The 24,686-nt window shown below is 68.9% G+C and carries 26 protein-coding genes and 1 pseudogene; 12 read left to right on the forward strand and 15 right to left on the reverse strand.

The features are described from left to right. From CRT60_RS36815 to CRT60_RS03875, 3 genes and pseudogenes are all read right to left on the reverse strand, one after another. Window positions 1-152, reverse strand: a pseudogene (locus tag CRT60_RS36815) (electron transfer flavoprotein subunit beta/FixA family protein); the annotation flags it as partial. Window positions 153-339: 187 nt separating this feature from the next. Further along, window positions 340-909, reverse strand: a complete 570-nt coding sequence (locus CRT60_RS03870) for a cob(I)yrinic acid a,c-diamide adenosyltransferase (protein ID WP_098735144.1) — start codon at window positions 907-909, stop codon at window positions 340-342. Between the two features lie 9 nt (window positions 910-918). Continuing rightward, window positions 919-1,113: a twin transmembrane helix small protein gene (locus tag CRT60_RS03875; RefSeq protein ID WP_098735145.1), complete on the reverse strand. Its 195-nt coding sequence runs from the start codon at window positions 1,111-1,113 to the stop codon at window positions 919-921. Between the two features lie 132 nt (window positions 1,114-1,245). Between CRT60_RS03875 and CRT60_RS03880 the strand changes: the two genes are divergently transcribed. Beyond that, window positions 1,246-2,733, forward strand: coding sequence for a GH1 family beta-glucosidase (locus CRT60_RS03880; protein WP_244592250.1), 1,488 nt, complete (start codon window positions 1,246-1,248; stop codon window positions 2,731-2,733). 11 nt (window positions 2,734-2,744) lie between these two features. Here the strand turns inward: CRT60_RS03880 and CRT60_RS03885 are convergent, their stop codons facing one another. Continuing rightward, window positions 2,745-3,338: an NAD(P)H-dependent oxidoreductase gene (locus tag CRT60_RS03885; protein ID WP_098735147.1), complete on the reverse strand. Its 594-nt coding sequence runs from the start codon at window positions 3,336-3,338 to the stop codon at window positions 2,745-2,747. A 69-nt stretch (window positions 3,339-3,407) separates the two neighbouring features. Between CRT60_RS03885 and CRT60_RS03890 the strand changes: the two genes are divergently transcribed. Continuing rightward, window positions 3,408-3,836 (forward strand): hypothetical protein, encoded by a 429-nt coding sequence (locus tag CRT60_RS03890; RefSeq protein WP_098735148.1) that lies wholly within the window; start codon window positions 3,408-3,410, stop codon window positions 3,834-3,836. A gap of 4 nt (window positions 3,837-3,840) precedes the next feature. On the opposite strand, the gene CRT60_RS03895 is transcribed toward CRT60_RS03890, so the two are convergent. After that, window positions 3,841-4,143, reverse strand: coding sequence for a hypothetical protein (locus CRT60_RS03895; protein ID WP_244592251.1), 303 nt, complete (start codon window positions 4,141-4,143; stop codon window positions 3,841-3,843). Window positions 4,144-4,387: 244 nt separating this feature from the next. Between CRT60_RS03895 and CRT60_RS03900 the strand changes: the two genes are divergently transcribed. Beyond that, window positions 4,388-5,374, forward strand: a complete 987-nt coding sequence (locus tag CRT60_RS03900) for a peptidoglycan-binding domain-containing protein (RefSeq protein WP_098735149.1) — start codon at window positions 4,388-4,390, stop codon at window positions 5,372-5,374. Between the two features lie 12 nt (window positions 5,375-5,386). Here the strand turns inward: CRT60_RS03900 and CRT60_RS03905 are convergent, their stop codons facing one another. The 7 genes from CRT60_RS03905 to CRT60_RS03935 form a co-directional block, all read right to left on the reverse strand. Then, window positions 5,387-5,617 carry a DUF1178 family protein gene (locus tag CRT60_RS03905; RefSeq protein WP_098735150.1) on the reverse strand — a complete coding sequence of 77 codons (231 nt, stop codon included), beginning with the start codon at window positions 5,615-5,617 and terminating at the stop codon, window positions 5,387-5,389. Between the two features lie 158 nt (window positions 5,618-5,775). Beyond that, window positions 5,776-6,456: an endonuclease III domain-containing protein gene (locus CRT60_RS03910; RefSeq protein WP_244592252.1), complete on the reverse strand. Its 681-nt coding sequence runs from the start codon at window positions 6,454-6,456 to the stop codon at window positions 5,776-5,778. 176 nt (window positions 6,457-6,632) lie between these two features. Further along, the gene (locus CRT60_RS03915) at window positions 6,633-7,406 is read right to left on the reverse strand and encodes an ABC transporter ATP-binding protein (protein WP_098735151.1); all 774 of its coding nucleotides are present in this window, start codon (window positions 7,404-7,406) and stop codon (window positions 6,633-6,635) included. A 10-nt stretch (window positions 7,407-7,416) separates the two neighbouring features. Beyond that, complete coding sequence (locus CRT60_RS03920; RefSeq protein ID WP_098735152.1) at window positions 7,417-8,193, reverse strand: MlaE family ABC transporter permease; 777 nt, start codon at window positions 8,191-8,193, stop codon at window positions 7,417-7,419. A gap of 259 nt (window positions 8,194-8,452) precedes the next feature. After that, entirely contained in the window at window positions 8,453-9,571 is a 1,119-nt protein-coding gene (gene alr / locus CRT60_RS03925) for an alanine racemase (protein ID WP_098735153.1), read from the reverse strand. A gap of 5 nt (window positions 9,572-9,576) precedes the next feature. After that, the gene (locus tag CRT60_RS03930) at window positions 9,577-11,082 is read right to left on the reverse strand and encodes a replicative DNA helicase (RefSeq protein WP_098735154.1); all 1,506 of its coding nucleotides are present in this window, start codon (window positions 11,080-11,082) and stop codon (window positions 9,577-9,579) included. A 162-nt stretch (window positions 11,083-11,244) separates the two neighbouring features. Then, window positions 11,245-11,829 carry an LOG family protein gene (locus CRT60_RS03935; RefSeq protein WP_098735155.1) on the reverse strand — a complete coding sequence of 195 codons (585 nt, stop codon included), beginning with the start codon at window positions 11,827-11,829 and terminating at the stop codon, window positions 11,245-11,247. Window positions 11,830-11,973: 144 nt separating this feature from the next. Here CRT60_RS03935 and CRT60_RS03940 point away from each other — a divergent pair, with 144 nt between their 5' ends. The 3 genes from CRT60_RS03940 (at window position 11,974) to CRT60_RS03950 (ending at window position 14,618) form a co-directional block, all read left to right on the forward strand. Continuing rightward, window positions 11,974-12,459, forward strand: a complete 486-nt coding sequence (locus tag CRT60_RS03940) for a c-type cytochrome (RefSeq protein ID WP_098735156.1) — start codon at window positions 11,974-11,976, stop codon at window positions 12,457-12,459. Window positions 12,460-12,462: 3 nt separating this feature from the next. After that, complete coding sequence (locus tag CRT60_RS03945; protein ID WP_098735157.1) at window positions 12,463-13,359, forward strand: c-type cytochrome; 897 nt, start codon at window positions 12,463-12,465, stop codon at window positions 13,357-13,359. A 299-nt stretch (window positions 13,360-13,658) separates the two neighbouring features. After that, the gene (locus tag CRT60_RS03950; RefSeq protein ID WP_244592253.1) at window positions 13,659-14,618 is read left to right on the forward strand and encodes a LysM peptidoglycan-binding domain-containing protein; all 960 of its coding nucleotides are present in this window, start codon (window positions 13,659-13,661) and stop codon (window positions 14,616-14,618) included. A gap of 52 nt (window positions 14,619-14,670) precedes the next feature. Here the strand turns inward: CRT60_RS03950 and CRT60_RS03955 are convergent, their stop codons facing one another. Next, on the reverse strand, window positions 14,671-15,078 hold the full coding sequence (locus tag CRT60_RS03955) for a hypothetical protein (RefSeq protein ID WP_098735557.1): 408 nt from the start codon (window positions 15,076-15,078) through the stop codon (window positions 14,671-14,673). Between the two features lie 75 nt (window positions 15,079-15,153). After that, window positions 15,154-16,191: a magnesium/cobalt transporter CorA gene (corA, locus tag CRT60_RS03960; protein ID WP_098735159.1), complete on the reverse strand. Its 1,038-nt coding sequence runs from the start codon at window positions 16,189-16,191 to the stop codon at window positions 15,154-15,156. Between the two features lie 150 nt (window positions 16,192-16,341). On the opposite strand from corA, the gene CRT60_RS03965 reads away from it, so the two are divergent. The 5 genes from CRT60_RS03965 (at window position 16,342) to CRT60_RS03985 (ending at window position 23,375) form a co-directional block, all read left to right on the forward strand. Next, window positions 16,342-16,896, forward strand: coding sequence for a hypothetical protein (locus CRT60_RS03965; protein ID WP_098735160.1), 555 nt, complete (start codon window positions 16,342-16,344; stop codon window positions 16,894-16,896). Window positions 16,897-17,017: 121 nt separating this feature from the next. Then, on the forward strand, window positions 17,018-17,929 hold the full coding sequence (prs, locus tag CRT60_RS03970) for a ribose-phosphate diphosphokinase (RefSeq protein ID WP_098735161.1): 912 nt from the start codon (window positions 17,018-17,020) through the stop codon (window positions 17,927-17,929). Between the two features lie 226 nt (window positions 17,930-18,155). Continuing rightward, window positions 18,156-19,892 carry a methyl-accepting chemotaxis protein gene (locus CRT60_RS03975; protein WP_098735162.1) on the forward strand — a complete coding sequence of 579 codons (1,737 nt, stop codon included), beginning with the start codon at window positions 18,156-18,158 and terminating at the stop codon, window positions 19,890-19,892. 148 nt (window positions 19,893-20,040) lie between these two features. Continuing rightward, window positions 20,041-20,547, forward strand: a complete 507-nt coding sequence (locus CRT60_RS03980) for a hypothetical protein (protein WP_098735163.1) — start codon at window positions 20,041-20,043, stop codon at window positions 20,545-20,547. Further along, on the forward strand, window positions 20,547-23,375 hold the full coding sequence (locus CRT60_RS03985) for a bifunctional diguanylate cyclase/phosphodiesterase (RefSeq protein WP_098735164.1): 2,829 nt from the start codon (window positions 20,547-20,549) through the stop codon (window positions 23,373-23,375). Before CRT60_RS03980 ends, CRT60_RS03985 begins: the two co-directional genes overlap by 1 nt. A 12-nt stretch (window positions 23,376-23,387) precedes the next feature. Here the strand turns inward: CRT60_RS03985 and CRT60_RS03990 are convergent, their stop codons facing one another. Continuing rightward, window positions 23,388-24,020 carry a 3'-5' exonuclease gene (locus tag CRT60_RS03990; protein WP_098735165.1) on the reverse strand — a complete coding sequence of 211 codons (633 nt, stop codon included), beginning with the start codon at window positions 24,018-24,020 and terminating at the stop codon, window positions 23,388-23,390. Between the two features lie 136 nt (window positions 24,021-24,156). Between CRT60_RS03990 and CRT60_RS03995 the strand changes: the two genes are divergently transcribed. Continuing rightward, window positions 24,157-24,525 carry a DUF427 domain-containing protein gene (locus CRT60_RS03995; RefSeq protein WP_098735166.1) on the forward strand — a complete coding sequence of 123 codons (369 nt, stop codon included), beginning with the start codon at window positions 24,157-24,159 and terminating at the stop codon, window positions 24,523-24,525. The last annotated feature ends 161 nt before the right edge of the window (window positions 24,526-24,686 follow it).

The following is a 24,686-nucleotide window of genomic DNA, read 5'->3' on the forward strand; positions in this document are numbered from 1 at the left end:
TCCTTCAGGCGCACGGCTTCTTCGACGGCGATCTCGTCGAAGGGGTTCATGCTCATCTTCACGTTGGCGGTCTCGACGCCGCTGCCATCCGCCTTGACGCGGATCTTCACGTTGTAGTCGACCACTCGCTTAACGGGGACGAGGACTTTCATAACTCACCCTGGCTGCTGAGCGCGCGCCTGTTACGGCGAACACCGCGAAAATTGCTGTGGTTGCGAACGGACCATAGGATCTGGAAATACCACTGTCAATGACGCGCCGGACGCGCGGGTGGCCTCATGTGCCGGCCCGGTTGTCGCGGCAGGGGAGACTGCACGGCGCCAATCGGAATGCGCCTGCTCAGCGGTTGGCGCCCGGCACCCACAGCACGTCGTCCGCCCCGTTGCGGTTCACCACCCGGCTCAGCACGAACAGGTGGTCCGACAGCCGGTTGACGTATTTCAGCGCCGCCGCGGTCACCGGCTCGTGCCGCGCCAGATCGGTCATCAGCCGCTCCGCCCGGCGCACGACGGTGCGGGCCAGATGCAGATGGGCCGCGGCCGGCGAGCCGCCGGGCAGGATGAAGGAGGTCAGCGGCGCCAGACCGGCGTTCATCGCGTCGATCTCCGCCTCCAGCCGGTCGACCTGGGCCTGGACGATGCGGAGCGGCGGGTATTTCGGCTCCTCCTCCTCCGGCGTGCAGAGGTCGGCGCCCAGATCGAACAGATCGTTCTGGATGCGGCCCAGCATGGCGTCGGCGTCCGGCCAATCACGGGTGTGCAGGCGCGCCATGCCGATGACGGCGTTCGCCTCGTCCACCGTGCCGTAGGCGGCGACGCGGCGGTCGCCCTTCGGCACCCGGCTGCCGTCGCCGAGCGAGGTTTCGCCGGCGTCGCCGCCGCGCGTGTAGATCTTGGTCAGCTTTACCATGGGGAAGCGTCAGCCTTGGGTCAGGATGGCGAGGACGAACAGCAGCAGGGCCGCACCCTGGAGCATCACGCGCAGCCGCATCGCCTTGTTGGAGCGGCGCGGGTCGCCCCTCCCGCCGCGGGCCATGAAGAAGAGGCCGACGAACAGCGAGCCGACCACCGCCAGCATCGCCATGACCATCAGGATGGGGAAGAGAGTCTGCATGGGGCTCACTATATCCCAGCATCCGGCCCGCGCCTATGGCGACGGAATCGGGGCTTGGGGTAATCACCCGGTTGCCAACGCCGTTGGACTGCATACAGTGCGCGGCTGCGGAACCGGGCGCGCGGAACCGGTATGACTTTGGAGAAGCAGGCGATGCAGCGGCGGACTTTCCTGAAGACGGCCCTGAAGGCGACCGCGGTCACCGCGGCCGGCACCGGCGCCCTGGCGGCGCTGAGCCGTCCGGCCGTCCTGGCTGCTCCCGGGGCCGCTCCCGCCGCGGTCCCGTCGGTGTCCTTCCCGATGGACTTCCTGTGGGGCGTCTCGACCTCCAGCTACCAGATCGAGGGCGCCGTCGCCGAGGATGGGCGCGGACCCAGCGTCTGGGACACCTACAGCCATTCCTTCGGGCGGATCGCCAACGGCGACACCGGCGACGTCGCCTGCGACCATTACCACCGCTATGCCGAGGATGTGGATCTGATGGCGAAGGCCGGGATGAAGGCCTACCGCTTCTCCATCGCCTGGCCGCGGGTGATGCCGCAGGGCACCGGGGCGGTGAACGCCAAGGGGCTGGATTTCTACGACCGGCTGACCGACACGCTGCTGGCCAAGGGCATCCAGCCCTGGCCCTGCCTGTTCCATTGGGACCTGCCGCAGGCGTTGCAGGACAAGGGCGGCTGGACCAACCGCGACATCGCCGGGTGGTTCACCGACTACGCGCTGGCGGTGACCGCCCGGCTGGGCGACCGCGCCCGCAACTGGGCGATGCTGAACGAGCCGTCGGTGGTCGCCATCTTCGGCCACGGCACCGGCGGGCATGCGCCGGGGATGACCGGCCGCCAGAACTGCCTGAAGGCGATCCACCACCAGAACCTTGCCCAGGGCACGGCGATCGCGGCGCTGCGCCAGGCCGGCGGCAGGAACTGGCGGCTCGGCACCGTGCTGTCGCTCCAGCCCTCCTGGCCGGTCGGCGGGCTCGACTCGAACTATCCCGCCTCGCTGATGTGGGATGCGCTGTGGAACCGCTCCTGCCTGGACCCGCTGTTCAAGGGCCGCTTCCCGGAGCAGCTGGAGGCCGAGTTCACCCGCATCGCCAAGCCCGACGATCTGGCCCGCATCAAGCAGCCGGTCGATTTCCTCGGCGTCAATTACTACAGCCGCATGCACCAGCAGCCGGACGGGCAGGGGCTGTTCGGCACCGGCTACGGCTCGGCGCCCGAGGGCACGCGCAAGACCGGCATGGAATGGCCGGTCGAGCCGGACGGCCTCAGCGAGATCCTGGCCGAGCTGCAGGAGAAATACGGCAACCCGCCGGTCTATGTGACGGAGAACGGCGCCGATTACCCCGACAGCGTCGGCCCCAGCGGCCGGGTCGAGGACCGCGACCGCATCGCCTACCTGCGCGACCATCTGCTGGCCGCCGCCAAGTCGATCGACGAGGGCTGCAACCTCAAGGGCTACATGGCCTGGACCCTGCTGGACAATTTCGAATGGTCGGAGGGCTACCGCCGCCATTTCGGCCTCGTCCAGGTCGACCGCAAGACGATGGCCCGCACGCCGAAGGCCAGCTACGACTGGTACGCCTCGGTCATCCGCAACAACGCCGTTCCGCTGGTCTGAACAAGGGAGAGTCAGGCGAAGCAGCGCATCGAGTCGTCCACCCGGTCGAGGAAACGCTTCCGGCTGGCTTCGGTGGAGCGATCCATGTCGTAGTGAGCGAGATAGCGCAGCTTCGCTTGCGGAGCACAGGCGGTCAGCACGCCATTCTTGAAAATGCGGCGGGCGGGATTGCGCATATAGAGTTCCGTCAGCCACCAGGGCGATCCGAAACTGGTCAGTACCGCTACCGTCCGAAGTCCGGTCAGCAGCGGCAGGATACGGCCGCCGTCGCGATCATGCCGGAAGGCGATGCCCGGCCCCCACACGCGGTCGATATATCCCTTGAGGATCGCAGGCTGGTCGAACCACCAGTGCGGGTAGCAGAAAACCAGCCCCTCCGACCAGCGCAGCCGCTCGACGAGACCGGCCACGGCCGAGGCATCGTAGTCGGGCGAAAAGTAGCTGGAGCGTTCGGCCACGGTCAGTGCCGGTGCGAAGCCTTCGGCATAGAGGTCGGTTTCCACGACCTCGTGGCCGGATGCGCGCAAGGCGGACACCGCCGTGCGATGGACGGCGGCGGCGAAACTTTGCGGCAGGGGATGGGCGAAGATCGTCTGGATTCGCATCGCGGAACGATAGCATGGCGGCCGGTTCGTGATACCCTGCGACCAATCAGCCCAGACCCCCCGTGACCCATGCCGTCCCCCCGCCCGCAACAGCCCACCCGATTCGCCATCCAGAAGGCGCGTGGCAAGGGCTGGAAGACGCTGGAGGTGGGGGAGGAGCTGGCCCATGCCAAGGCGCGCTTCGACCGGATGGTCGGCGTCAACCCGCGGGCCTATTTCCGGCTGATCCAGCTCGATTACAACGCCGACTCCGGCTATGAGGGCATGGAGTTCAACTGGACGCTGATCGAGCTGTACGATCCGACCCAAGGCGGCCCCACCCAAGGCGGCCGGGTCAGGCCGGCGCCGAAGCCGGCTGCGGCGCCTGGGCGGAAGCCGGGCAGCAAGCGCAAGGCTGTGGAGCCCGTCGCCCTGCCGTTGCGCATCTATCTGGCGGTGATCCTGATCGGCACGCTGGCGGGTGGCCTCGTCTATCTGCACTTCGCCGGTGGACGGTAGAGCCTCACTCCGCCGTGTAGCCCTTGCGGCGCATGCACTGGGCGAAGATTTCCTTGCGATAGCCGAACTGCGGCGTTTCCGGCAGCGGGCGCAGCGGATAGCCGCGCAGGCGCATGGTGGTGTCCACCTGCTCGGTGCATTCGTCATAGGCGACGGTCGGCACGTCCGGGCTGGCGGTCCACTCGCGGTAGGCCGGCGGGCTGCTGCAACCGGACAGCAGGGCCACGGCCGACAGGACGGCCAGCATCGGCAAGGCCGGCAGGAGTCGCGGGCTTGCGGTATCGGTCCCGGTCGTGGTCCCGGTCATGGCGTGCGTCCTGTTCCTTTTTCGCCCCCGATTTGACGCTACCACGTCCGGCCCTTTCCGATCCATTTTCGCGCACCATTTCCGGGAACGCGCCTTTTCGGCAACGCTGCGCGGCTGACAAGGCAGACGCCGAAAAATCGCCGCCGGGAATCGGACGCAATCTGGTAACACGATCCAGGTCCCCGATTCGGGGGAGTGTCGTGGCTCTGAAGTCGGTCTGATGTCACGGACGGAGGGAGAGGCAATGTCTGGGATTTCGCGGCGGGTGCATGGTGGCGCCGCGGTGGCGGCGGTGGCACTGGTGGTTTCGGCCCTGACGGTGGGAGCGCCGGGCCCGGCATGGGCCGAGGCGTCGGTCGCCGACATCCAGTGGGCGCAGACCATCCTGAAGGACAAGGGCTACAACATCGGCGGCCGGGCCAAGGGCCAGATGACGCCGGAAACCCGGTCCGCGCTCAGCGCCTATCAGAAGTCGGCGGGCCTTCCCGCCACCGGCAACCTCGACCAGGCCACCATCGCCAAGATGATGGGCGAGCGCGAGAGCAAGGCCGCGCCGACCATGGGCAGCCTGTCCAAGAGCCAGGTCGGCCAGACCCGCCACGACAAGGAGGTGGCGCCGCGCGCCGCCCCGACCGGCCGGGTCGAATCCGGCAACGAGAGCGTCGGCGGCATGGCCCAGTTCGGCGGCGCCCCGGTGTCGTCGCCGTCCTCCCATTCCTCGTCTTCGTCGTCTTCCTCCTCCGCGTCGTCCTCGGCCAGCGCGCCCGCTGCGGCACCGTCGGCCCGCCCATCGGCGCCGGCTGCAAGCGCAGCGCCCCAAAGCGCGCCGCGCCCGTCAGCCAATGCCCCGGCGGCCAACCAGTCGGCCCCCCCATCGTCCAATACGTCCGAAGGGCCTGTTCCGCAGGCGGCACCCCGCGGAGCGGTGGCGGCGACCACGCCGGACGGCAAGCCGGCCCCGGTCGAGGAGCCGGCGGCGGTCGGCGCTGCCCCTTCGATCTGGCAGTCCAACACCGCGCGGGCCGGTGTGGCTGGCCTGATCGCCGCGACGCTGGGCGGCATCGGCTTCGCCTGGTGGCGCAGCGGCCGCGGCGTCGATCCGCTCAGCCGGACGCCGGCCGGCGACGACCGGCCTCGTGAAAACCGCGTCGAGCCGAGCTTCGGCACCCCCCGCCGCCGCGAGGAACTGACCACCGGCCCGCGGCTGACGGCGGAAGCCCGGCGGCGCTGAGCGCCGCCGCCCTCACATCATCATCGGGCAGCCGCCTCCGCCGCAGCCGCCGGGGCCGCAGGCGGGGGCGGGCGCCGGCTGGGACTTTCCGACGCGCGGCGCCATGATGGCCTTGGCGACCTCGGTGCCGCCGCAGGACGGGCAGGGGATGCCGGCAGCCTTCTTGGTGTCGTAATCGGCCATGTTGTCGAACCACTGGTCGAAATCATGGCCGCAGGCGCAGTGCAGGGCGTAGACGATCATCGCGGGAGCCTCGAAAAGCCGAATTCCGGCGCTCTTCTAGCCAGCCGCCCGGCATCCCGCCAGGATCTGCATCAATCGGACGCGTCAGCCCGCAGAGTTAGAGTTTGGTTTTCCGTGTGATTCACGCTTCAAGCGATTCCGCTTGAACCGATCGCACTCTAGCGTGAGTCGGTCACGCCGACCCGCGCGCACATCGACAGCAGCGGGCAGGTCGAGCAGCGCGGCCGTTCGCCGGTGCACACCCATTTGCCGAAGGGCACCAGCCGCTCGTTGATCTCGACCCAATAGCGTTTCGGCAGCACCGCCAGCAGCGCGGCCATCGTCTTTTCCGGCGTGCGTGCCTGCACATAGCCCCAGCGGTTGGCGATGCGGTGGACATGGATGTCGACGGCCAGCGCCGGGATGCCGAAGCCGACCGCCAGCGTCAGCGCCGCGATCTTCGGCCCCACCCCATGGAAGCGCATCAGACCGTCCGGCGTGTCGGGCACCTCGCCGTCCTGCTCCTCGACGATGCGGCGGGACAGCGCGCGGATGTCGCGCGCCTTGGGTTCCGGGAAGGTGGCGCCGCGCAGCAGCTCCACCAGCCGCTCCTCCGGCAGGGCGGCCATGGCGGCCGGCGTGCCGGCGACGGCGAACAGCCGTTCGGCGACCTCCAGGCTCGTCTCGTCCCGCGTGCGGGCGGAAATCAGGCTGGCGACCAGCTGCTGGAACGGGGTGGCATAGCCGCGGTCGCGCAGCTCGAACATCGCCGCCTTGGGATAGGGCGCGACCGCGACCCGCAGGCGGCGGAAGACCTCGTCGATGTCGAAGTCCTGGGACGTCGCGGGCTGCACACTCACGGGAGGTCACCTCCGGGGAACGGGGCATTGAGGAGCCCCGTCCGGTAACCGGCAAATCCCGCGATTGTTCCGCTTTAGAGTGTGATCGCTTGAAGCGGTATCGCTTGAAGCGTGAATCACACGGAAAACCAAAAGCTTAGACTCTGTCTGATGCTTCAATAAGCATCAGACAGAGTCTAGAGCGCCTTGATCTGCATCTTGATCGGCCCGTCCGCCCGGCCATGGACGAACTGGTCGACATAGGCGTTGCCCGAATTGTCGATGTCGCGGGCGTGGCCGGTCCAGATGATCCGGCCCTGGTAGATCATGGCGATGCGGTCGGCGATCTTGCGGGCGGACGCCATGTCGTGGGTGATGGTGACCGCGGTGGCGCCGAGATCCTTCACGCACTGCACGATCAGCTCGTTGATGACGTCGGCCATGATCGGATCGAGGCCGGTCGTCGGCTCGTCGAAGAAGATGATTTCCGGCTCGTCGGCGATGGCGCGGGCGAGGCCGACGCGCTTCTGCATGCCGCCCGACAGCTCCGAGGGCGACAGCTCCGCCACGTCGGGGGTGAGGCCGACGGCGCCCAGCTTGGCGACGGCGATCTCCTTGGCCTGGGCCCGCGGCATGTGCGCGCCCTGGATCAGGCCGAAGGCGACGTTCTCCCACACCTTCAGGCTGTCGAACAGGGCCGCACCCTGGAACAGCATGCCGAACTTGTGCAGCAGCTTCTCGCGCTCGCGCGAGCGCAGCCGGGTCGTCTCCTGCCCATCGACCTGGATCGAGCCGGAATCCGGCGTCAGCAGGCCGAGGATGCTCTTCAGCATCACCGACTTGCCGGTGCCCGACCCGCCGATGACGACCAGAGACTCGCCCTTCGCCACCTCCAGGTCGATGCCGTTCAGCACCTTCTTCGGGCCGAAATGCTTGGTGACGTTCTTGAGCGCGATCTTGGGAACGGTCATGCGGTGGCGCTCACTTGGTCGAGAAGAAGAGGCCGGTGATCAGGTAGTTCCACACCAGGATCATGATCGAGGCCGACACCACCGCGTTGGTGGTCGCAGCCCCGACGCCCTGGGCGCCGCCCTTGGAGTGGTAGCCGTGGTAGCAGCCCATCAGCGCGATCAGGAAGCCGAAGATCGCCGCCTTGACCAGGCCGGAAATCACGTCGACCGGCTGGAGGAATTCCCAGGTGCGGTTGATGTAGCTGGCGGCGTTGAAGTCCAGCCGGTAGACGCCGACCAGGAAGCCGCCGAACACGCCGATGATGTCGGCGACGATGACCAGCAGCGGCACCATGGTCAGCCCGGCGATCAGCCGCGGCGCCACCAGATACTTGTGCGGGTTGGTCGACAGGGTGGACAGGGCGTCGATCTGCTCGGTCACCCGCATGGTGCCGATCTCCGCCGCCATGGCGGCGCCGATGCGGCCCGCGACCATCAGGCCGGCCAGCACCGGCCCCAGCTCGCGGGTGATCGACAGCACGACGACGGTGGCGATGGCGCCCTCCGCCTGGAAGCGGGAGAAGCCGCTGTAGCTCTGCAACGCCAGCACCATGCCGGTGAACAGCGCGGTCAGCCCGACCACCGGCAGCGAGTAATAGCCGATGTCGATCATCTGCCGCAGGATCTGGCGCGGATAGAACGGCGGCCGCACGCAGTGCGACAGGGCGGACCCGGTGAACAGGGCAAGGCGTCCGGTCGCTTCCAGGAAGATCAGGAAGGCCCGGCCGGTGGCGGCAAGGAAACCCATCAGTCGGACCGCATCCTTGGTTTGAGACTCATTTGGGCGATGCGGTCATAGCACCGATGAACGGCTAGGTCATCCTTGGACTTTGCAATGGTGGGCGGAGTCGGTCGTCGCGGCGATCTCGCCCTCTCCCCCCCGGGGAGAGGGAGGGGACCCACGAAGTGGGGAGGGTGAGGGGGATGCACCGCGTGCCTTCGCGGGAATCCTCGCCACGCATCCCCCTCACCCTGACCCTCTCCCCGGGGGGGAGAGGGGAATTGGGTCACCCACCCACATAAACCCGGTGATAGCGCCGGCCGAGCGAGGTCAGGACCTCATAGCCGATGGTGCCGCCCTCATTCGCCACCGTGTCGACCGGACGGCTGGGGCCGATCAGCTCGACCATGCGGCCGGCCTGGGCCACGCTCTCCGGCAGTCCGGTCACGTCGATGGTGATGAGGTCCATCGAGATGCGGCCGACGATGGGTGCTGCGACGCCGTCGAGGAAGACATGCCCCTTGCCGCTCAGCGAGCGCAGATAGCCGTCGGCATAGCCGACGCCGATGGTGGCGATCCGCGCCGGGCCGGTCACCTTGTGGGCGGCGCCATAGCCGACCGTCATCGGCGCCGTGCAGTTGCGCACCTGCAAGAGCCGCGCGTCCAGCCGCACCGTGCCGCGCATCGGGTTGGGCAGGTGCGGCGTCGGGTTCACGCCATAGAGCGCGCAGCCCGGCCGGGCGAGGTCGAAGTGATGGTCCGGCCCATGGAAAATGCCGGACGAGTTGGCGAAGCTGGCCTTCGCCTTGGGCAGCCGGGCCAGCGCGCCGCGGAAGCGGTCGAGCTGCTCCCCGGTCATCGGGTTGTCGAACTCGTCGGCGCAGGCGAGGTGGGTCATCCAATAGCGGACGTCGATGCCCTCCAGCCACTCCGGATGGCCGGCCAGCTCGTCCAGCTCGTCGGGGCCGAGGCCAAGCCGGTTCATGCCGGTGTCGATGTGGATCACCGCCGGCAGAACCTCGCCGCGCGAGACGGCGAAGGCCCGCCACGCCGCGATGTCGCCCAGGTGGTTCAGCACCGGCAGGATGCGGCCGGCGAGGAAATCGCCCTCATACCCAGGCGGCAGCCCGCCCAGCGAGAAGACCTGCGCCTCGGGTGCCACCGGCTCCAGCGCCCGGCGGACGGCGAGCGCCTCCTCCAGCTGGGCGACGACGAAGGTCCGGCAGCCGGCGGATGCCAGCGCCGGCACCACCCGCGTCACCCCCAGCCCATAGGCGTCGGCCTTGACCACGGCGGAACACTCCGCCGGGGCCACCCGGTCGCGCAGCTGCGTCCAATTGGCGACGACGGCGCCCACATCCACGGTGAGAATGGCGCCGGCACGCGGATTGAGATCGCTCGTCACTCTGGTCACTCGTCGGTCTGGTGATGCTGGTCGAGATCGCCGAACTTGGTGAACTGGCCGTCGAAGTAGAGACGGACGGTGCCGATCGGACCGTGACGCTGCTTGGCGATGATCACCTCGGCGGTGTTGTGCACCTCGCCCAGGCGCTGCTGCCAGCGCTGATAGCGGTCGTTGAACTTGTCGTCGCTCTCGTCGGGCCGGCGCGACGGCTCGGCGCGCTCAAGATAATACTGTTCGCGGAAAACGAACATCACGACGTCGGCGTCCTGCTCGATGGAGCCCGATTCGCGAAGGTCGGCCAGCTGCGGGCGCTTGTCCTCGCGCAGCTCCACGGCACGGCTCAGCTGCGACAGCGCCACCACCGGCACGTCCAGCTCCTTGGCGATGGCCTTCAGGCCGCGGGTGATCTCCGAGATTTCCTGCACCCGGTTCTCCGCCCCGCGCGAGGACGAACCGCGCAGCAGCTGGAGGTAATCGACCACCACCATGCTGAGGCCCGAGGTCCGCTTCAGCCGGCGGCAGCGCGTGCGCACCGCGGCGACCGACAGGGCCGGCGTGTCGTCGACATAGAAGGGGCAGCGCGCCAGATCCTGGCTGGCCTGGACGAATTTCGGGAAGTCGGTGTCGCGGATTTCGCCGCGGCGGATCTTGTCGCCGGGCACCTGCACCTCGTCGGCGAGGATACGGGTGGCCAGCTGTTCCGCCGACATTTCCAGCGAGAAGAAGCCGACGACGCCGCCCTCCTCGCCGGAGGAGCGCATGTGCGCCTTGGCGGCGTTGAAGGCGATGTTGGTGGCGAGCGCCGTCTTGCCCATCGAGGGGCGGCCGGCAAGGATGATCAGGTCCGACGGGTGCAGGCCGCCCAGCTTGCGGTCGATGTCGATCAGGCCGGTGGTGACGCCGGTGACGTGGCTGGACCGGCGGAAGGCCGCCTCCGCCGTCGTGATGGCGTGCTTGACCGACTCGCCGAAGGCCACGAAGCCGCCCTGCACGTCGCCGGTGGAGGCGAGGTCGAACAGCTGCTTCTCCGCCTCGCCGATCTGGTCGAGTGCCGTGATGTCGAGGTCGTGGCGGTACGCCTCGTTCACCATGTCGGTGCCGACCTCGATCAGCTGCCGGCGGATGAACAGGTCGTGGATGGTCTTGCCGTAGTCGCCGGCATTGACCACCGTCACCACGTTGGCGGCCAGTTCCGCCAGATAGGCGCTGCCGCCTTCGACCGCCAGTTCGGGATCGTTGTCGAACAGGGCCTTCAGCGTGACCGGGTTCGCGATCTGGCCGCGGTCGACCATCTTGGTGATGGCGGCGAAGATGCGCTGGTGGGCCGGATCGTAGAAATGCTCCGGGCGCAGGAACTCGCCGACCTTCTCATAGGCCTTGTTGTTGACCAGGATCGCGCCCAGCAGCGCCTGCTCCGCCTCCTCGTTGTTGGGGGGCGTTCGGTATTCCGCCGTCGGCTTGACCGCGGCGGAGGGGCGGGGATCGAACAGCGATGAGGTCTGGTTGCTCATGGAGGACACAGTATCAGAAACAGAACGGGAACGCCCTGCGAAGGGTGGGTGACCCTCCACAAAAGCTGTGCACAGAAGTTATCCACAGCTTGGGAAGTCTGGGGATAACCGCGGGAAGCGCCGATGGCGCCTTAAAGACCGCGCCTCAGAGCTTCCGGGGCCTCACATTTTCCTGGGTTGCGCCGGATGCGCCGCGTCGGGCATCGCCCCCAGCGCCTCGAACACGCCGTCGACGTGGTCGGCGACGCGGTAGAGGGCGGAGCGGTCGATGCGGGCGAAGCCCTGGGCGACCATATGGTCGATCAGCCCCAGGAGCGGGCGCCAGTAGCCGTCGACGTCGGCGATGACGATGGGCTTGTCGTGCAGCTGCAACTGCTTCCAGGTCAGGATCTCGAAGGCCTCGTCCAGCGTGCCCAGGCCGCCCGGCAGGATGACGAAGGCGTCCGACCGCTCCACCATCATGCGCTTGCGGGTGTGCATGCTGTCGACGACGTGCAGCTCGGTCAGGCCGGTGTGCTCGATCTCCGCCGACTGGATGTGTTCGGGGATGATGCCGACCACCTCGCCGCCGGCGGCGATCGCGGCGTCGGCGGCGATGCCCATCAGCCCGACCCGGCCGCCGCCATAGACCATGCGGATGCCGCGCCGCGCCAGCCCGTCGCCCAGCGCGTGGGCGGCTTCCTTGTGGACATCGGCGACACGGGACGACGCACCGCAATAGACGCAAACGGACGACAGGCTCTTCATCGCGGGTCAACCTTTCTCGCCGCCGCCACCCATCGGAAGCGCGGCCGGAAAAAATCTGGCGAATGCCATGGAATATCGGGCGGGGGCGGCGCGTCAACAGCGGCACAGGCACCGTTAAGCCACGGCATCATCGGGAGGGACCACATGAGCAACCGGGTCGTCAATGTTCTTGCGGCGGCATCCGTCGCCGGTCTGATGTTCACGCTGTTCGGCATGTCGGCGGGGACCGCCGGTGCCGCCGATCCGGCCGAGCAGGTCAAGGACCGGCAGCAGACCATGAAGAAGCTGGGCGGCGGCATGGGCGCCGTCGCCAAGTTCGTGAAGAACGAGGGCGCCACCGCCGAGGATGCGGCCAAGGGTGCGGAAGCCGTGCTGGCGGTGTCCAAGATGGATCCGAAGAAGATCTTCCCCGAAGGCACCGCCGTCGGCGTGGCCGACAGCGCCGCCAAGCCGGAGCTGTGGAAGAGCTGGGCCGAGACCCAGAAATACTGGAGCGCCGTCCAGCCCGCGGCCGAGAAGCTCGACGCCGCCATCAAGACCGGCGACCGCGCGCAGATCGCCCAGGCGCTCGGCGCCACCTCCAAGACCTGCGGGAGCTGCCACGAGGACTTCCGCGTCAAGAAGAACTGACCGGTGCGGCGCGTCCTGACCGCCGTTGCGATGCTGCTGCCGCTCGCCTTCGCGGGCGGCAGTGCGCGTGCTGCCGGTGATGTGCCCGCGGGCGACGCTGCAAAGGACGCCGTCGGCCGGGGCGCCTACATCTTCAACGCCGCCGGCTGCCTCGGCTGCCACACCGACGAGAAGGGCGGCGGCCAGCCGCTGGCCGGCGGCCGGGCGCTGGCGACCCCGTTCGGCACCTTCTACACCCCGAACATCACCGCGGACCCGGTCAACGGCATCGGCCGCTGGAGCGACGCCGACTTCATCCGCGCGGTGCGCGAGGGCGTGCGGCCGGACGGTGCCGCCCTGTTCCCGGCCTTTCCCTATGCCAGCTACACGCGGATGACCGACCGCGACCTGCTGGATCTGAAGGCCTATCTGCTCAGCCTGCCGGCGGCATCCACCGCCAACAAGCCGCACGACCTGTCGCCGCCCTTCTCCTGGCGCTTCCTGGTGCCGGTCTGGCAGTGGATGTACCTGACCCCCGGCCCGGTCGCCGACGACCCGGCCAGGCCGCCGGCCTGGAACCGCGGGCGCTATCTGGTCGATGCGCTGGGCCATTGCGCCGAATGCCACAGCCCGCGCACGCAGCTCGGCGGGCTCGATGCCGACCGCTACCTCGCCGGCAACCCGCAGGGGCCCGACAACGACAAGGTGCCGGGGATCACCGGCTCCAAGGCCAAGGGCAAGGGGATCGGCGACTGGTCGGACGGCGACCTGTCGCTGTTCCTCGAAGCCGGCCTGACCCCCGACGGCGATGTCGCCGGCGGCGCGATGGGCGAGGTCGTGCGCAACACCACCTCCAAGCTGACCGCCGAGGACCGCGCTGCCATCGTCGCCTATCTGCGGACGGTGCCGGCGAAGGAGTGAGTCTTCGCTGCAACAGGCGCCGAATTGGTGCGGACTCATGATCCGTTCGGGCAATCCAGCCCGATTGGCGGAGGGTTCCGCTCCAACGGCGCCATTCTTTTGCGACCTGTCCTTCTGCTATAGTCAGGCATCCTGCCATTGCGGCGGGCCGCCGGATGGGTGCTCAGGTGAAACGAAACGCGTTGTTCGCAGCTTTGGGCGTGGCTCTGATGGGTGGGGCGGCGGCGGTCGCCCTTTGGCCCGCCGGGAAACCCGCGCCCGGGCCGGCGACTCCGGCCGCCGTTTCCACGGCGGCACCGGTGCCGGCACAGACGGCGACGCGCACCGACACGCAGAAGGCCGCCCCGGCAACGCCTGCGGCAACGCCGGAACCGGCCAGGGAACCGGCGAAGCCCGCCGCACCCAGCTTCGACGTGGTGCGGGTGGCGCCGGACGGGGCGACGGTGATGGCCGGCCGTGCCGCCCCCGGATCGGAGGTGACGGTCACCGATGGCGGCACCCGCGTCGCCTCGGCCAAGGCCGACCAGCGCGGCGAATGGGTGATGCTGCCCGACAAGCCGCTGTCGCCCGGCACCCGCGAGTTGAACCTGACCGAGACCCGCCCCGGCGCCGACGTCCCGCTTCCCGCCGACAAGGTGGTCGTGGTGATGGTGCCGGAACCCGCGGCGAAGCCCGGATCCGAGTCGGCCCCTCCGGCGGCTCCGGTCGCGGTGGCGGTGCCGCGCGACGGGCTGGCCGGCACGGCCCCCGCCATGGGCGGCAGCTCTGTCCTGCAGGCCCCGCCGCTTCCCGACAACGGCGCGCCCGCGCCGCCGGGCGGCGTCTCGGTGGAGACGATGGACTACGATCCCGCCGGCCGGGTGGCGCTGGGCGGACGGGCGGCGCCGAACAGCGCGGTGCAGCTCTACCTCGACAACATCCTCGTCGGCAGCGCCCACAGCGACCCCAAGGGCAACTGGCGCCTGACCCCGGAAAAGCTGATCGACCCCGGCCTCTACACCCTGCGCGCCGATCAGGTCACCCTGTCCGGCAAGGTGGTGTCGCGGGCCGAGCTGCCGGTCCAGGTCTCCGCCATGCCGGTCGCCAGCGATGGGCGCAACGTCGTCGTCCAGCCCGGCAACAGCCTGTGGCGGCTGGCACGCCGCACCTATGGCGACGGCATGCTCTACACCACCATCTACACCGCCAACCGCGAGCAGATCCGCGACCCGGACATGATCTATCCCGGCCAGATTTTCGCGTTGCCGCAGGTGAATTGAGGGGCGCCCAGTCCAGTTGCGACCAGTCCGGTTGCGATCCGGTCTATTGCCCTCAGCCCGGCGGCATCCGCCCGATGGCGGCCCAGCCGAGCGGGGTGAGGCGCAGCACCTCCGGCCCTTCGCCGGCCGGGTTCGGCTCCAGGCCGACCAGTTCGCGGTTCTCGAACCAGGCCCAGCGCGTCACCTCGGCGGTGGTGCCGGCCCAGCCGTCGGCCAGCCGTTTCAGAACGTCGAGGTCGGCCGACGCGATGGGAAAGCGCGGCTTCGCCACCGGCTTGGCGGCCGGTGCCGGTGCCGGTGCGGCAACCGGCAGCGGCGGGGCGTCGGCCCCGGCACGGGCGCGGATCCAGTCGGTCTGGTAGCCGCGCAGCGCCTGTTCCAGGTCCGTGCGCGCGGCCTCCACCGGGCAGCGCAGATAGGCGTCCAGCAGGGCGCGCAGCGTGTTCGTCGCGTCGGTCATGTCCGTCACCAAACTCCAAAACCAACCATTTCAAGCGAGCCGGCCGGAACCAAGCCATCCCGATCCCTACCGCCGTCACAGCCATCCGGTCCGCCGGAAGCGGACATACAGCGCGGTGCAGACCACAGCGATCGCCGCCAGCACCGCCGGGTAGCCGTACCGCCAGTGAAGCTCCGGCATATGCTCGAAGTTCATGCCATAGAGGCCGGCGACGGCCGTCGGCACGGCGAGGATGGCGGCCCAGGCGGCCAGCTTGCGCGTCACGTCGTTCTGCCGCGCGGTCGCCAGGATCATACTGGTTTCGAAGGCGAAGGACAGCACCTCGCGCAGCGAGCCGATCTGTTCGTTGACGCGGATCACATGGTCCTGCACGTCGCGGTAATAGGGCCGGATCGCCTGGTCGATCATCGGCAGGTCGAAGCGCTCCAGCCGCGAGCAGACCTCCAGCATCGGCGAGGCGTTGCGGCGCAGCCGTTCCAGGTCGCGGCGCAGGCGGTGGATGCTCTCGATCTCCCCCATGGTCGGCGGCCGGACGATCAGCATGGCGTCCAACTCGTCCACGGTGGTGGCCATCTGGTCGAGCACGGGGAAGTAGCAGTCCACCACATAATCCATGATGGTGTAGACGATGAAGTCCTCACCATGCTTCAGAAGCTGCGGCGCGCTTTCCGCCCGTGCCCGCACCGGCGAATAGCTGGTCGAGGCGCCATGCCGCACGGTGACGACATAGCCGCGGCCGGCGAAGACATGGGTTTCGCCCAGCACAAGCTCGCCTTTTTCCAGCCGGGCGGTGCGCAGGACCATGAACAGGCTGTCGCCATAGACGTCCAGCTTCGGCCGCTGGTGGGCGTGCAGGGCGTCCTCCACCGCCAGCTCATGCAGGCCGAACTGCCGCTTCACCTCCATCAGCAGGGCTTCGTCCGGCTCCCACAGGCCGATCCAGACGAAATGCCCATCCTTCGCGGCCCAGGCGCCCGCCTCGCCGATGGGCACCTCGGCGATGCGACGTCCGTCGCAATAGGCGGCACTCGCCACCACGGCGTTGCGGGGCCGGTCGGGAGACGGGTCGGGGGAGGGGGACGGGGAGGGGGTCTGGGAGGGCAGAGGCGTCATGGAGTGGAAAACCGGAAGAGGGGCGGCAGGTCGCCGCCACTCTAAAGAGGTTCCCCGGCAGCGTCGATGAATCCGCGGCGGCCATCCGGGCGGACCGGCGGCCTCGCGCGTTGACACTGCCAAGGACCAGCTTGCAGGAAGGCGAGGGCGATGTTCGAATCGGCGTCACGCGTGATGTATTTTCTGGCGGCGGCGACGCTCGGCCTGTTCGCCATGATGTTCATCGCCCTGTCGGCCCTGACGGTGGTGGAGGGGGTGGTCGCGCTGGACAGCGCCGTCCTGACCTCGGCCATGCTGGACGGGGTGGGGATGATCGTGCTGGCCATCGCGGTGTTCGAGATCGCCAAATACCTCTACGAGGAGGAGATCGTCCGCGAACGCGAGCTGCGCCGCGCCGACGAGGCCCGCCGCACCCTGACCAAGTTCCTGACCACGATCATCATCGCCGCCAGCCTGGAGGGGCTGGTTTTGGTGTTCGAGGCGCGCACCAGCGAGATTTCCGCCATCATCTATCCGGTGATGCTGCTGGGTGTGGTAACGCTGCTGGTCGTCGGGCTGGGCGCCTTCCAGCTGCTGGCGCGCAAGGCCGAGAGCATCCATGTCGATCCCGCCGCGTCGGACGCGGACGAGGCCGAGGAGGACAAGCGGCCGGCGGTACAGGCCGATGGGACGCAGGCTGATGGGACGCAGGCCGGTGGCGATTAGGCCGGCACTCCTGGCCTTTCGCCATACCGCCGTCCGCCATGCCGCCTTTTGCCGTGATTGACCCACCCGTACCGCCTGCGCCAAGCTTGCCGCCGTCCAAGGTGGTAGAGGGAGAAGGGGCATGGCCCGCAATACGGGCAACTACACGGCCGTCTATGGCTTTCCGGAATCGGCGGACGCCGCGCGCCGTCTGGCCCAGGCGCTGGAGATCCCCTGCCACATCGCCGAGCTGCACCGCTTCCCCGACGGCGAAAGCCTGGTCCGGCTGCCGGAGCCGGTGGAGCGCGCCATCGTCTACCGCTCGCTCGACCGCCCGAACGACAAGCTGGTCGAGCTGACGCTCGCCGCCTCGGTGCTGCGGCGCCAGGGGGCGACCGACCTCTGCCTGGTGGCGCCCTACATGGCCTACATGCGCCAGGACGCCATCTTCAGGCCGGGCGAGCCGGTCAGCCAGACGGTGGTCGGCGACTGGCTCGGCCGCTGTTTCGACCGTTTCGTCTGCGTCGAGCCGCATCTGCACCGCACCCACACGCTGGACGAGGTTTTCGTCGGCCGCCCGTCCGCAGCACTCAGCGGCGGCACCCCCATCGCCGAGCATCTGCGGGCGAACGGTGTGGCGTCGGGCACCGTCATCGTCGGCCCGGACGAGGAATCCGCCCCGCTGGTGGAGGCGGTGGCCGGCCCGCTCGGCCTGACCGGCATCGTCGGCCGCAAGGAGCGGCGCGGCGACCGCGACGTGACGGTGGCGCTTCCCCCCGACGCGCCGATCCATGGCCGGCCGGTGGTGATCGTCGACGACGTCATCAGCTCCGGCGAGACGATCTTCTCCTGCGCCCGCGCGGCGCGGGTCCTGGGGGCCAGCCGGGTGCAGGTCTATGGCGTCCATGCCCTGTTCGGCGACATCGTTGCCGAGCGTTTCGTGGCGGAAGGGTTGGGCAGCCCGCTGTCCTGCGACGGCGTGCCACACCCCTCCAACGCCCTGTCGCTCAGCGGCCTTCTCGCCGACGCAATCGGGTCTCTTTGTGCCCCCTGACCGCCTTCGGCGAAGCATTGGCAAAGAGTCGGCGGTTCTCAACGAAGCAAACGGAAAATATCCGGGATAGACTATTAGTCTTCCCGGAGACTGTTCGCAACCGCCGCTTGTTTTAACCGGATTGCCTCAAACTTGTCATGGACGACAATTTTTGGTAAAATTCTTTCAATCTTGACGGGTGGCGCGGGAATGATCTTGCGCCACGCATGGCGTGGTGGATGAAAGAATGAGTGGTGGCGCTGGCCGGCGGTTGGACGGGGATGATTTCGGACTGGGACAGGAAGAGTTGGGATTGCTTGCCGGCATCGGCCGGGTCGCCCTCGACCGCCTTCCTGCATTGGCCGGCGGTTTCCTCGCCCACGCGGCACTGACCGTCGAGCCGAAGCCCGATCTCACCCGCCTGCAGGCGGAGCTGACCGATCACTGGCGCCGGATGTTCCAGGATGCCGGCACTCCGCAGCATGCCGAACGCTGCCGCGCCCTGGGCGATGCCTACGGCCGCATCGGCCTGACGCCGGCCGGCTGCACCGCCGCCTACGGCCTGATGCTCGGCGATCTGCTGGCCCTGGTTCAGGACGCCCTGTTCTGGCGGCGGGGGACGGCGCGCCGCTCCGCCGCGGCGGTGGCGCGTGCGGTGGCCTGCGACATCGGCCGCACGCTCGCCGGCTTGGGCCCGCAGGCCGATGCCGCGTCGCAGGGGGCGGAGTTCGTGAAGCTCGCCGGCCAGCTGATGGACCGGACCGTGGACGCCGCCATCGCCATCAACGACTCCGCGGTGGCGACCGCGCAGATGGTCGGGCAGCTCCAGGCGGTGGACCACGAGTCGCAGGGCATCGCCGCGGCGACCGAGGAAACGGTGACCGGCATCCAGGAGATCGGCCGGCGCACCCGCGACATCGCCGATCAGGCCGCCGAAGTCCAGGCGGTGGCGGCGGACGGCGGCCGCACCGTCGACGACGCCGTCAGGCGCATGGAGGAGATCGCCGGCGCGGTGGATGGGGCCGCCCGGCGTGTCGGCGAGCTGTCCATCGCCTCCGAACGCATCGCCGAGATCGTCTCCACCATCGAGGCCATCGCCAAGCAGACCAACCTGCTGGCGCTGAACGCCACCATCGAGGCGGCACGGGCGGGCGAGGCCGGCAAGGGCTTCGCGGTGGTCGCCAGCGAGGTGAAGGGCCTGTCCAACCAGACCGCCCGCGCCACGGAGGACATCCGCCTGCGCATCGACGCGCTGAAGGCGGAGATGAGCGCCATCGTCACCTCGATGGAGGAGGGTACGCGCGCCGTCGATGCCGGACAGCACGCGATCCGCGCCGTCAGCGAAAGCATGGCCGACATCGGCGGCCAGATCGGCCTCAACCGGCAGCGCATGGCCGACATCGCCGGCATCCTGACCCAGCAGTCGGCCGCCGCCAACGAGGTCGCCTCCGGCACGGCGCGCATCGCCGAAAGCAGCGCCGCCAACAGTGCCGCGATCCTGCGCAGCGTCCAGGCGACGCGCGGTGTCGAAAGCATGCTGGGCAGCCAGCTGTCGCTGCTGCTGGAGCAGGACGTGCCGGGCAAGATCATCAAGATCGCCAAGGTCGACCACGTCATCTGGAAGAAGCGGCTGGCCGACATGCTGGTCGGGCTGGAGACCCTGCGGCCGGAGGAGCTGGCGAGCCACGAGGCCTGCCGGCTGGGCAAATGGTATTACGGCCCGTCCTCGCTGGCCTACCGCGCCCATCCCGCCTTCGGCCGGTTGGAAACCCCGCACCGCGACGTCCACGACCACGGCAAGGCGGCAGCCCGCGCCTTCGCCGACGGCGACATGGAGCGCGCGCTGGCCGAGGTGGCGGAGGTGGAGCGGTCGTCCCGGCAGGTGATCGAGCTGCTCGACGACCTCGACAAGGCCGGCCCGGCGGGCGGTGTTGCGGGCGGTGCTGCGGCCGGCGCCACGCCGGCGTCCGCGGTCGGCTTCTGATCCGCCGCGGCGGCACGTCGCCGCATGGCGATCAGCCGGCAACACTAACGTTCGTGGTAGAAACTGGTGTAGTCTGGCCTCCGGACCGTCAAAGCGGCGGTCCGGATCAGGCGATGCGCGGGGGCGGTCCGTTGAGCGGAGGCGTGTGATGTCGAAGGTGACGGACGTCGTTCTTCGGATGGCCCGCAAATTGACCGAGGACATCGCCGCGCTGGCCCGCCTGCGTGCCGCCGGCAAGCCGAAGACCTTTCCGCGCTTCCGCGAAATCCGGGCGGCCTATCTCGACATCCAGGGCCTGATCTTCTCGATCCAGGAAAGGCTGGAGATCGCCGGCAAGGAGCTGCCGTCGAATTTCCCGCAATGGGTGCTGCGGCAGAAGCTGAGTGCCATCGCCATCTTCACCGACATCAGCCATTCCTTCGTCAGCGACCCGCCGCTGGCGCTGACCGCCTCGCTGGGCGCCTTCGACGTTCTGGTCGCGGAACAGAAGGCCTTCAACGAGACCCTGCACACCTTCGACACCATGCTGATGGAAGCCGGCATCGACGACAGGATGGCCGACGAGCTGGACGCCACCCGCAGCAAGATCGAACAGATCCTCGGCATGATCGAAACGCTTCTGCTGACCAGCCCGAAGATTCTAGAGGAGTTCTGATGCCGGAACCGGCAGCCGATCCCAAGGCAGATCCCGTTGCGGACAGCCCGTCGGCCTCCGGCCCGAACCCGACAGCCCGCCGCTTTCTGCGCAATCTCCACGTGCCGGTGGCCGTCCCCCTGCTGGCCCTGATTGTCGGCGCCAGCCTGTCCCTGCTGGCGATGCTCCAGTCCGAGCGCCTGCTGGGCCGCGAGGAGGCGCACCGCTTCTCCGCCCGGGTCGAGGAAATCCACGGCCAGCTGGCCGACCGCATCAAGGTCTACGAGCAGGTGGCGCGCAGCGCCGCCTCGCTGGCGATGACCTTCCCCGATTTGCATTGGACGCAGTGGAGCCGCTTCGTCGAGGCGCTCGACATGCCGCAGCGCTATCCCGGCATCATCTCCATCGCCTATGCCCGCGCCGTCGCGGCCGGCCGGTCGGGCGATCTGGTGGCGTCGATGCGGGCCTCCGGCCTGACGGCCTTCCGCATCTGGCCGGAGCATGCCGGGGCGGACCGGGTGGTCAACATCTTCACCGCCCCGGTCAACGAGGCGAATGTGCGGGCCATCGGCTTCGACCTGATGTCGGAGGCGGTGCGGCGCTCGGCCGTCGAGCGGGCGCGCGACAGCGGCGAGCCGGCCGCCACCCGCGCCATCACCCTGAAGATCGACGAGGCGGCGGGGGCCAGGCCCGCCTTCATCCTGTTTCAGGCGACCTACCGCGGCGACCCCCTGCCGCCGTCGCTGGAGGCGCGCCGCGCCTCCTTCACCGGCGTGGTGCTGACCCCGGTCCGGATCGGCCCGCTGGTCGACGGGCTGATCGACAGCCAGCGTCCCGACACCGGCCTCGAGATCTACGACGTGCCGCCGGCGGAGGCCGAGTTTCCGCTCTACCGCAGCCACCGCCTGCTGGAGACCGCGCCCGCGATCAGCCTGGACCGCGAGCTGCCGGTCGGCGGGCGCATCTGGACCGTCCGTTACGACAACCTTCCCGACGGCGTGATCACCGCCCATGACTGGGTGCCCGGCGCCCTGCTGGCGGTCGGCATCGCGCTCAGCATCGCGCTGTCGCTGGTCCTGCGCATGGTGCTGGTGATCCATTCCCGCGCGGTCGAGCTGGCCGGCGAGATGACCGCCTCGCTGCGCCTGCAGGAGGCGGAGCGGCAGCAGCTGTTCACCCAGGCGCCGCTGGGCATCGCGCTGGTCGGCACCGACGGGCTGGTGATGGACTGCAACCCGGCCTTCGCCAGCGCCGCCGGCCTGCCGCGGCAGGGGCTGCTCGGCACCGATGCCCGGCTGCGCTTCGGCGACCAGGCGTCGGTCTTCGCGCTGGAGGCGGCGCTGCATGGCGAGAGCGGCAAGCTCGAATCCGACCAGCCCCTGCTGCTGGGTGGCCGGCGCAGCCATTTCAGCCTGCATTTCCAGCCGGTCACCGCCGGGGGGGCGCTGAAATTCGTGCTCGCCTTCGCCGAGGACATTGGCGAGAAGCGGCGGGCCGAGCAGCACATCCAGTATCTCGCCCATTTCGACGCGCTGACCGGCCTGCCCAACCGCGTCCTGCTCTACGACCGCATCGCCCAGGCGCTGCGCGAGGGGCGGCGCGACGGCAGCAAGGTGGCGGTTCTGTTCATCGACCTCGACCGCTTCAAGGTGATCAACGACAGCCTCGGCCACAGCTTCGGCGACGAGGTCCTGCGCTCGGTGGCGCGCCGGCTCCAGGCGGGCCTGCGGGAATCCGACACGGTCGGCCGGCTGGGCGGCGACGAGTTCCTGATCGTCGTCCGCCGGGTGGCGGAGCCGCTCGACGCCGCCCGCGTGGCGGAGAAGGTGGTGGCGCATCTGGCCAGCCCCTTTGCCGTCGGCGGCCAGAATTTCGTGGTGACGCCCAGCATCGGCATCAGCCTGTACCCGGACGACGCCGACGATCCCGAAGGGCTGATCCGCTGCGCCGACATCGCCATGTACCATGCCAAGGAGCAGGGGCGGAACGGCTTCCGCTTCGTCACCAAGGAGATGGGCGCCAAATCGCGCGAGCGCATGGATCTGGAGGGCGCGCTGCGTCAGGCGATCCGCGAGGGCGAGCTTTTCCTGGTCTACCAGCCCCAGGTCGACACCCTGACCGGCCGCATGGTCGGGCTGGAGGCGCTGGTCCGCTGGCGCCATCCCGAGGAGGGGCTGATCCTGCCCGGCCGTTTCCTGCCGGTGGCGGAGGAGACCGGGCTGGTCCTGGCGATGGGCGACTGGGTTCTGTTCGAGGCCTGCGCCCAGATCCGGCGCTGGCGCCAGCGCTTCGACCTGTCGATCCCGGTGGCGGTCAACGTCTCCGGCGCCCAGTTCCGCGACGGGCAGCTGCCGGTCAAGGTCGCCCGCGCGCTCGATGCCAACGGCCTCAGCGGCTGCGAGCTGGAGATCGAGGTGACGGAAAGCACGCTGATCGACGACGTCGAGTCCGCGGCGGCCACCCTGGCGGCGTTGAAGCAGCGCGGCGTGCTGATCGCGCTGGACGATTTCGGCACCGGCTATTCCAGCCTCAGCTACCTGCACCGCCTGCCCATCGACAAGCTGAAGATCGACCGTTCCTTCATCCACGACCTGTCGACCGGCGCCAGCGACGCGTCGGTCCCGCGCGCCATCGTCGGTCTCGGCCGCAGCCTGGGCCTGTCGGTGATCGCCGAGGGGGTGGAGACGCAGGAGCAGTTGCAGCTGCTGCGCGATCTGGCCTGCGAAAGCTACCAGGGCTTCCTGTTCAGCCGCCCCATCCCGGCCGAGGAGATCGAGCGGCTGCTGGAGACGCTGACGGCGGTGCAGCCCCCCATGCAACCTCCCGTACAGCCCGTGTCGGCGGAGTGAGGGCGTTGTGCCTCACTCATACACGGCGTCGCGCGGGCCGGTATCTCCCAACGCCATCTTGACGAAGGCGTCGGCCGTCAGGTCCGCGTCGAGCAGCGCGCCATGGCGGGCGAAGCGGTCGCTCCGGTCGAGCCACAGCCGGTCGCACAGCGCATCGAGCGAGCCGGAAGCGCCGGGGAAGGCCTCGTGCGACATCTCCTTGGTACAGATGAACCGGTCGGCCGGGAAGCTGTCGGCACCCCATGCGGCGCGTCCGCAGCGCGCGAACTCATAGTTCAGGAAGTCCATCTCGTTCTCATAGGCATGGGCCACCAGAGGATCCTCGCCCAGAAAGGCGAGAAGCGCGTCGGCCACCTCGGGAAAGCGGGGCGCCGTCTTCAGGTCGGCGGGCTTGATGCCGTGCACCTTGATGGAGTCGGGATGGAGAGGGGCGTCGGGGTTGACCCGCGTCTCCCAGCTGCGCGCCTTCCTCCAGCCCTCGCCCTCGCGGAGGAGTTCGAGACACCCGATCTCGATGACGATGCCGGGCTGACGCAGGCCCTTGGGCGCCTTACGGATGTCCTGGAGGCTCGGCAGGCGCCGTCCGGTCGTCTCGATGTCGATTGCGACCAGCCGGTCACGTCCTTCCCATGGCTGCATGCTCATTGAGATCCAATCTTTCTTCGGTGGAGCCACCTGTGGCACGGATGCGAAACGAAGACAACGCTCCGTCACACCGCCCAGAGTAGCATGACGAATGCGCCATGACCGGCGCGACCGCTGGCGAGCAAGGAGTATCGCTGTGAAAATTCCCGGCCCCGAGCATCCCATCGCCATCGTCCCCAACCCGAACCGGATCCGTGTCGTCTTCGCCGGCCGGGTCGTCGCCGAAACGGCACGCGCCCTGACGCTGACGGAGGCGAATTTGCCCGCGGTCCACTATATTCCCCGCGCGGACGCCGACATGACGGCCTTCGAGCGCACGGCGCACAGGACGCATTGCCCTTACAAGGGCGATGCCACGTACCACAGCCTGCGCGTGGGTGACCGCGTCGCGGTCAACGCGGTCTGGACCTACGAGACCCCCTATCCCGCCGTGGCCGCCATCCGCAACCATCTGGCGTTCTATCCGGACCGCGTCGATTGCATCGAAGAGCACGTGGCCCCATAGCGGCAGCCGGCGGAAGGCTCTGCCTGCGGTGTGGTTCTCATCGCAATGCCAGCTGCTTCTGACCCGAAGTGGACCTTTGGTGAGGACCACTTTGGGTCAGTTAGCGCCGTCGGGAGGAAGAAGGGAGGTGACGGCGGCCTCAACAATGGCCGAGCGGGAGA

It is taken from the genome of Azospirillum palustre (assembly GCF_002573965.1).
Classification (GTDB): domain Bacteria; phylum Pseudomonadota; class Alphaproteobacteria; order Azospirillales; family Azospirillaceae; genus Azospirillum; species Azospirillum palustre.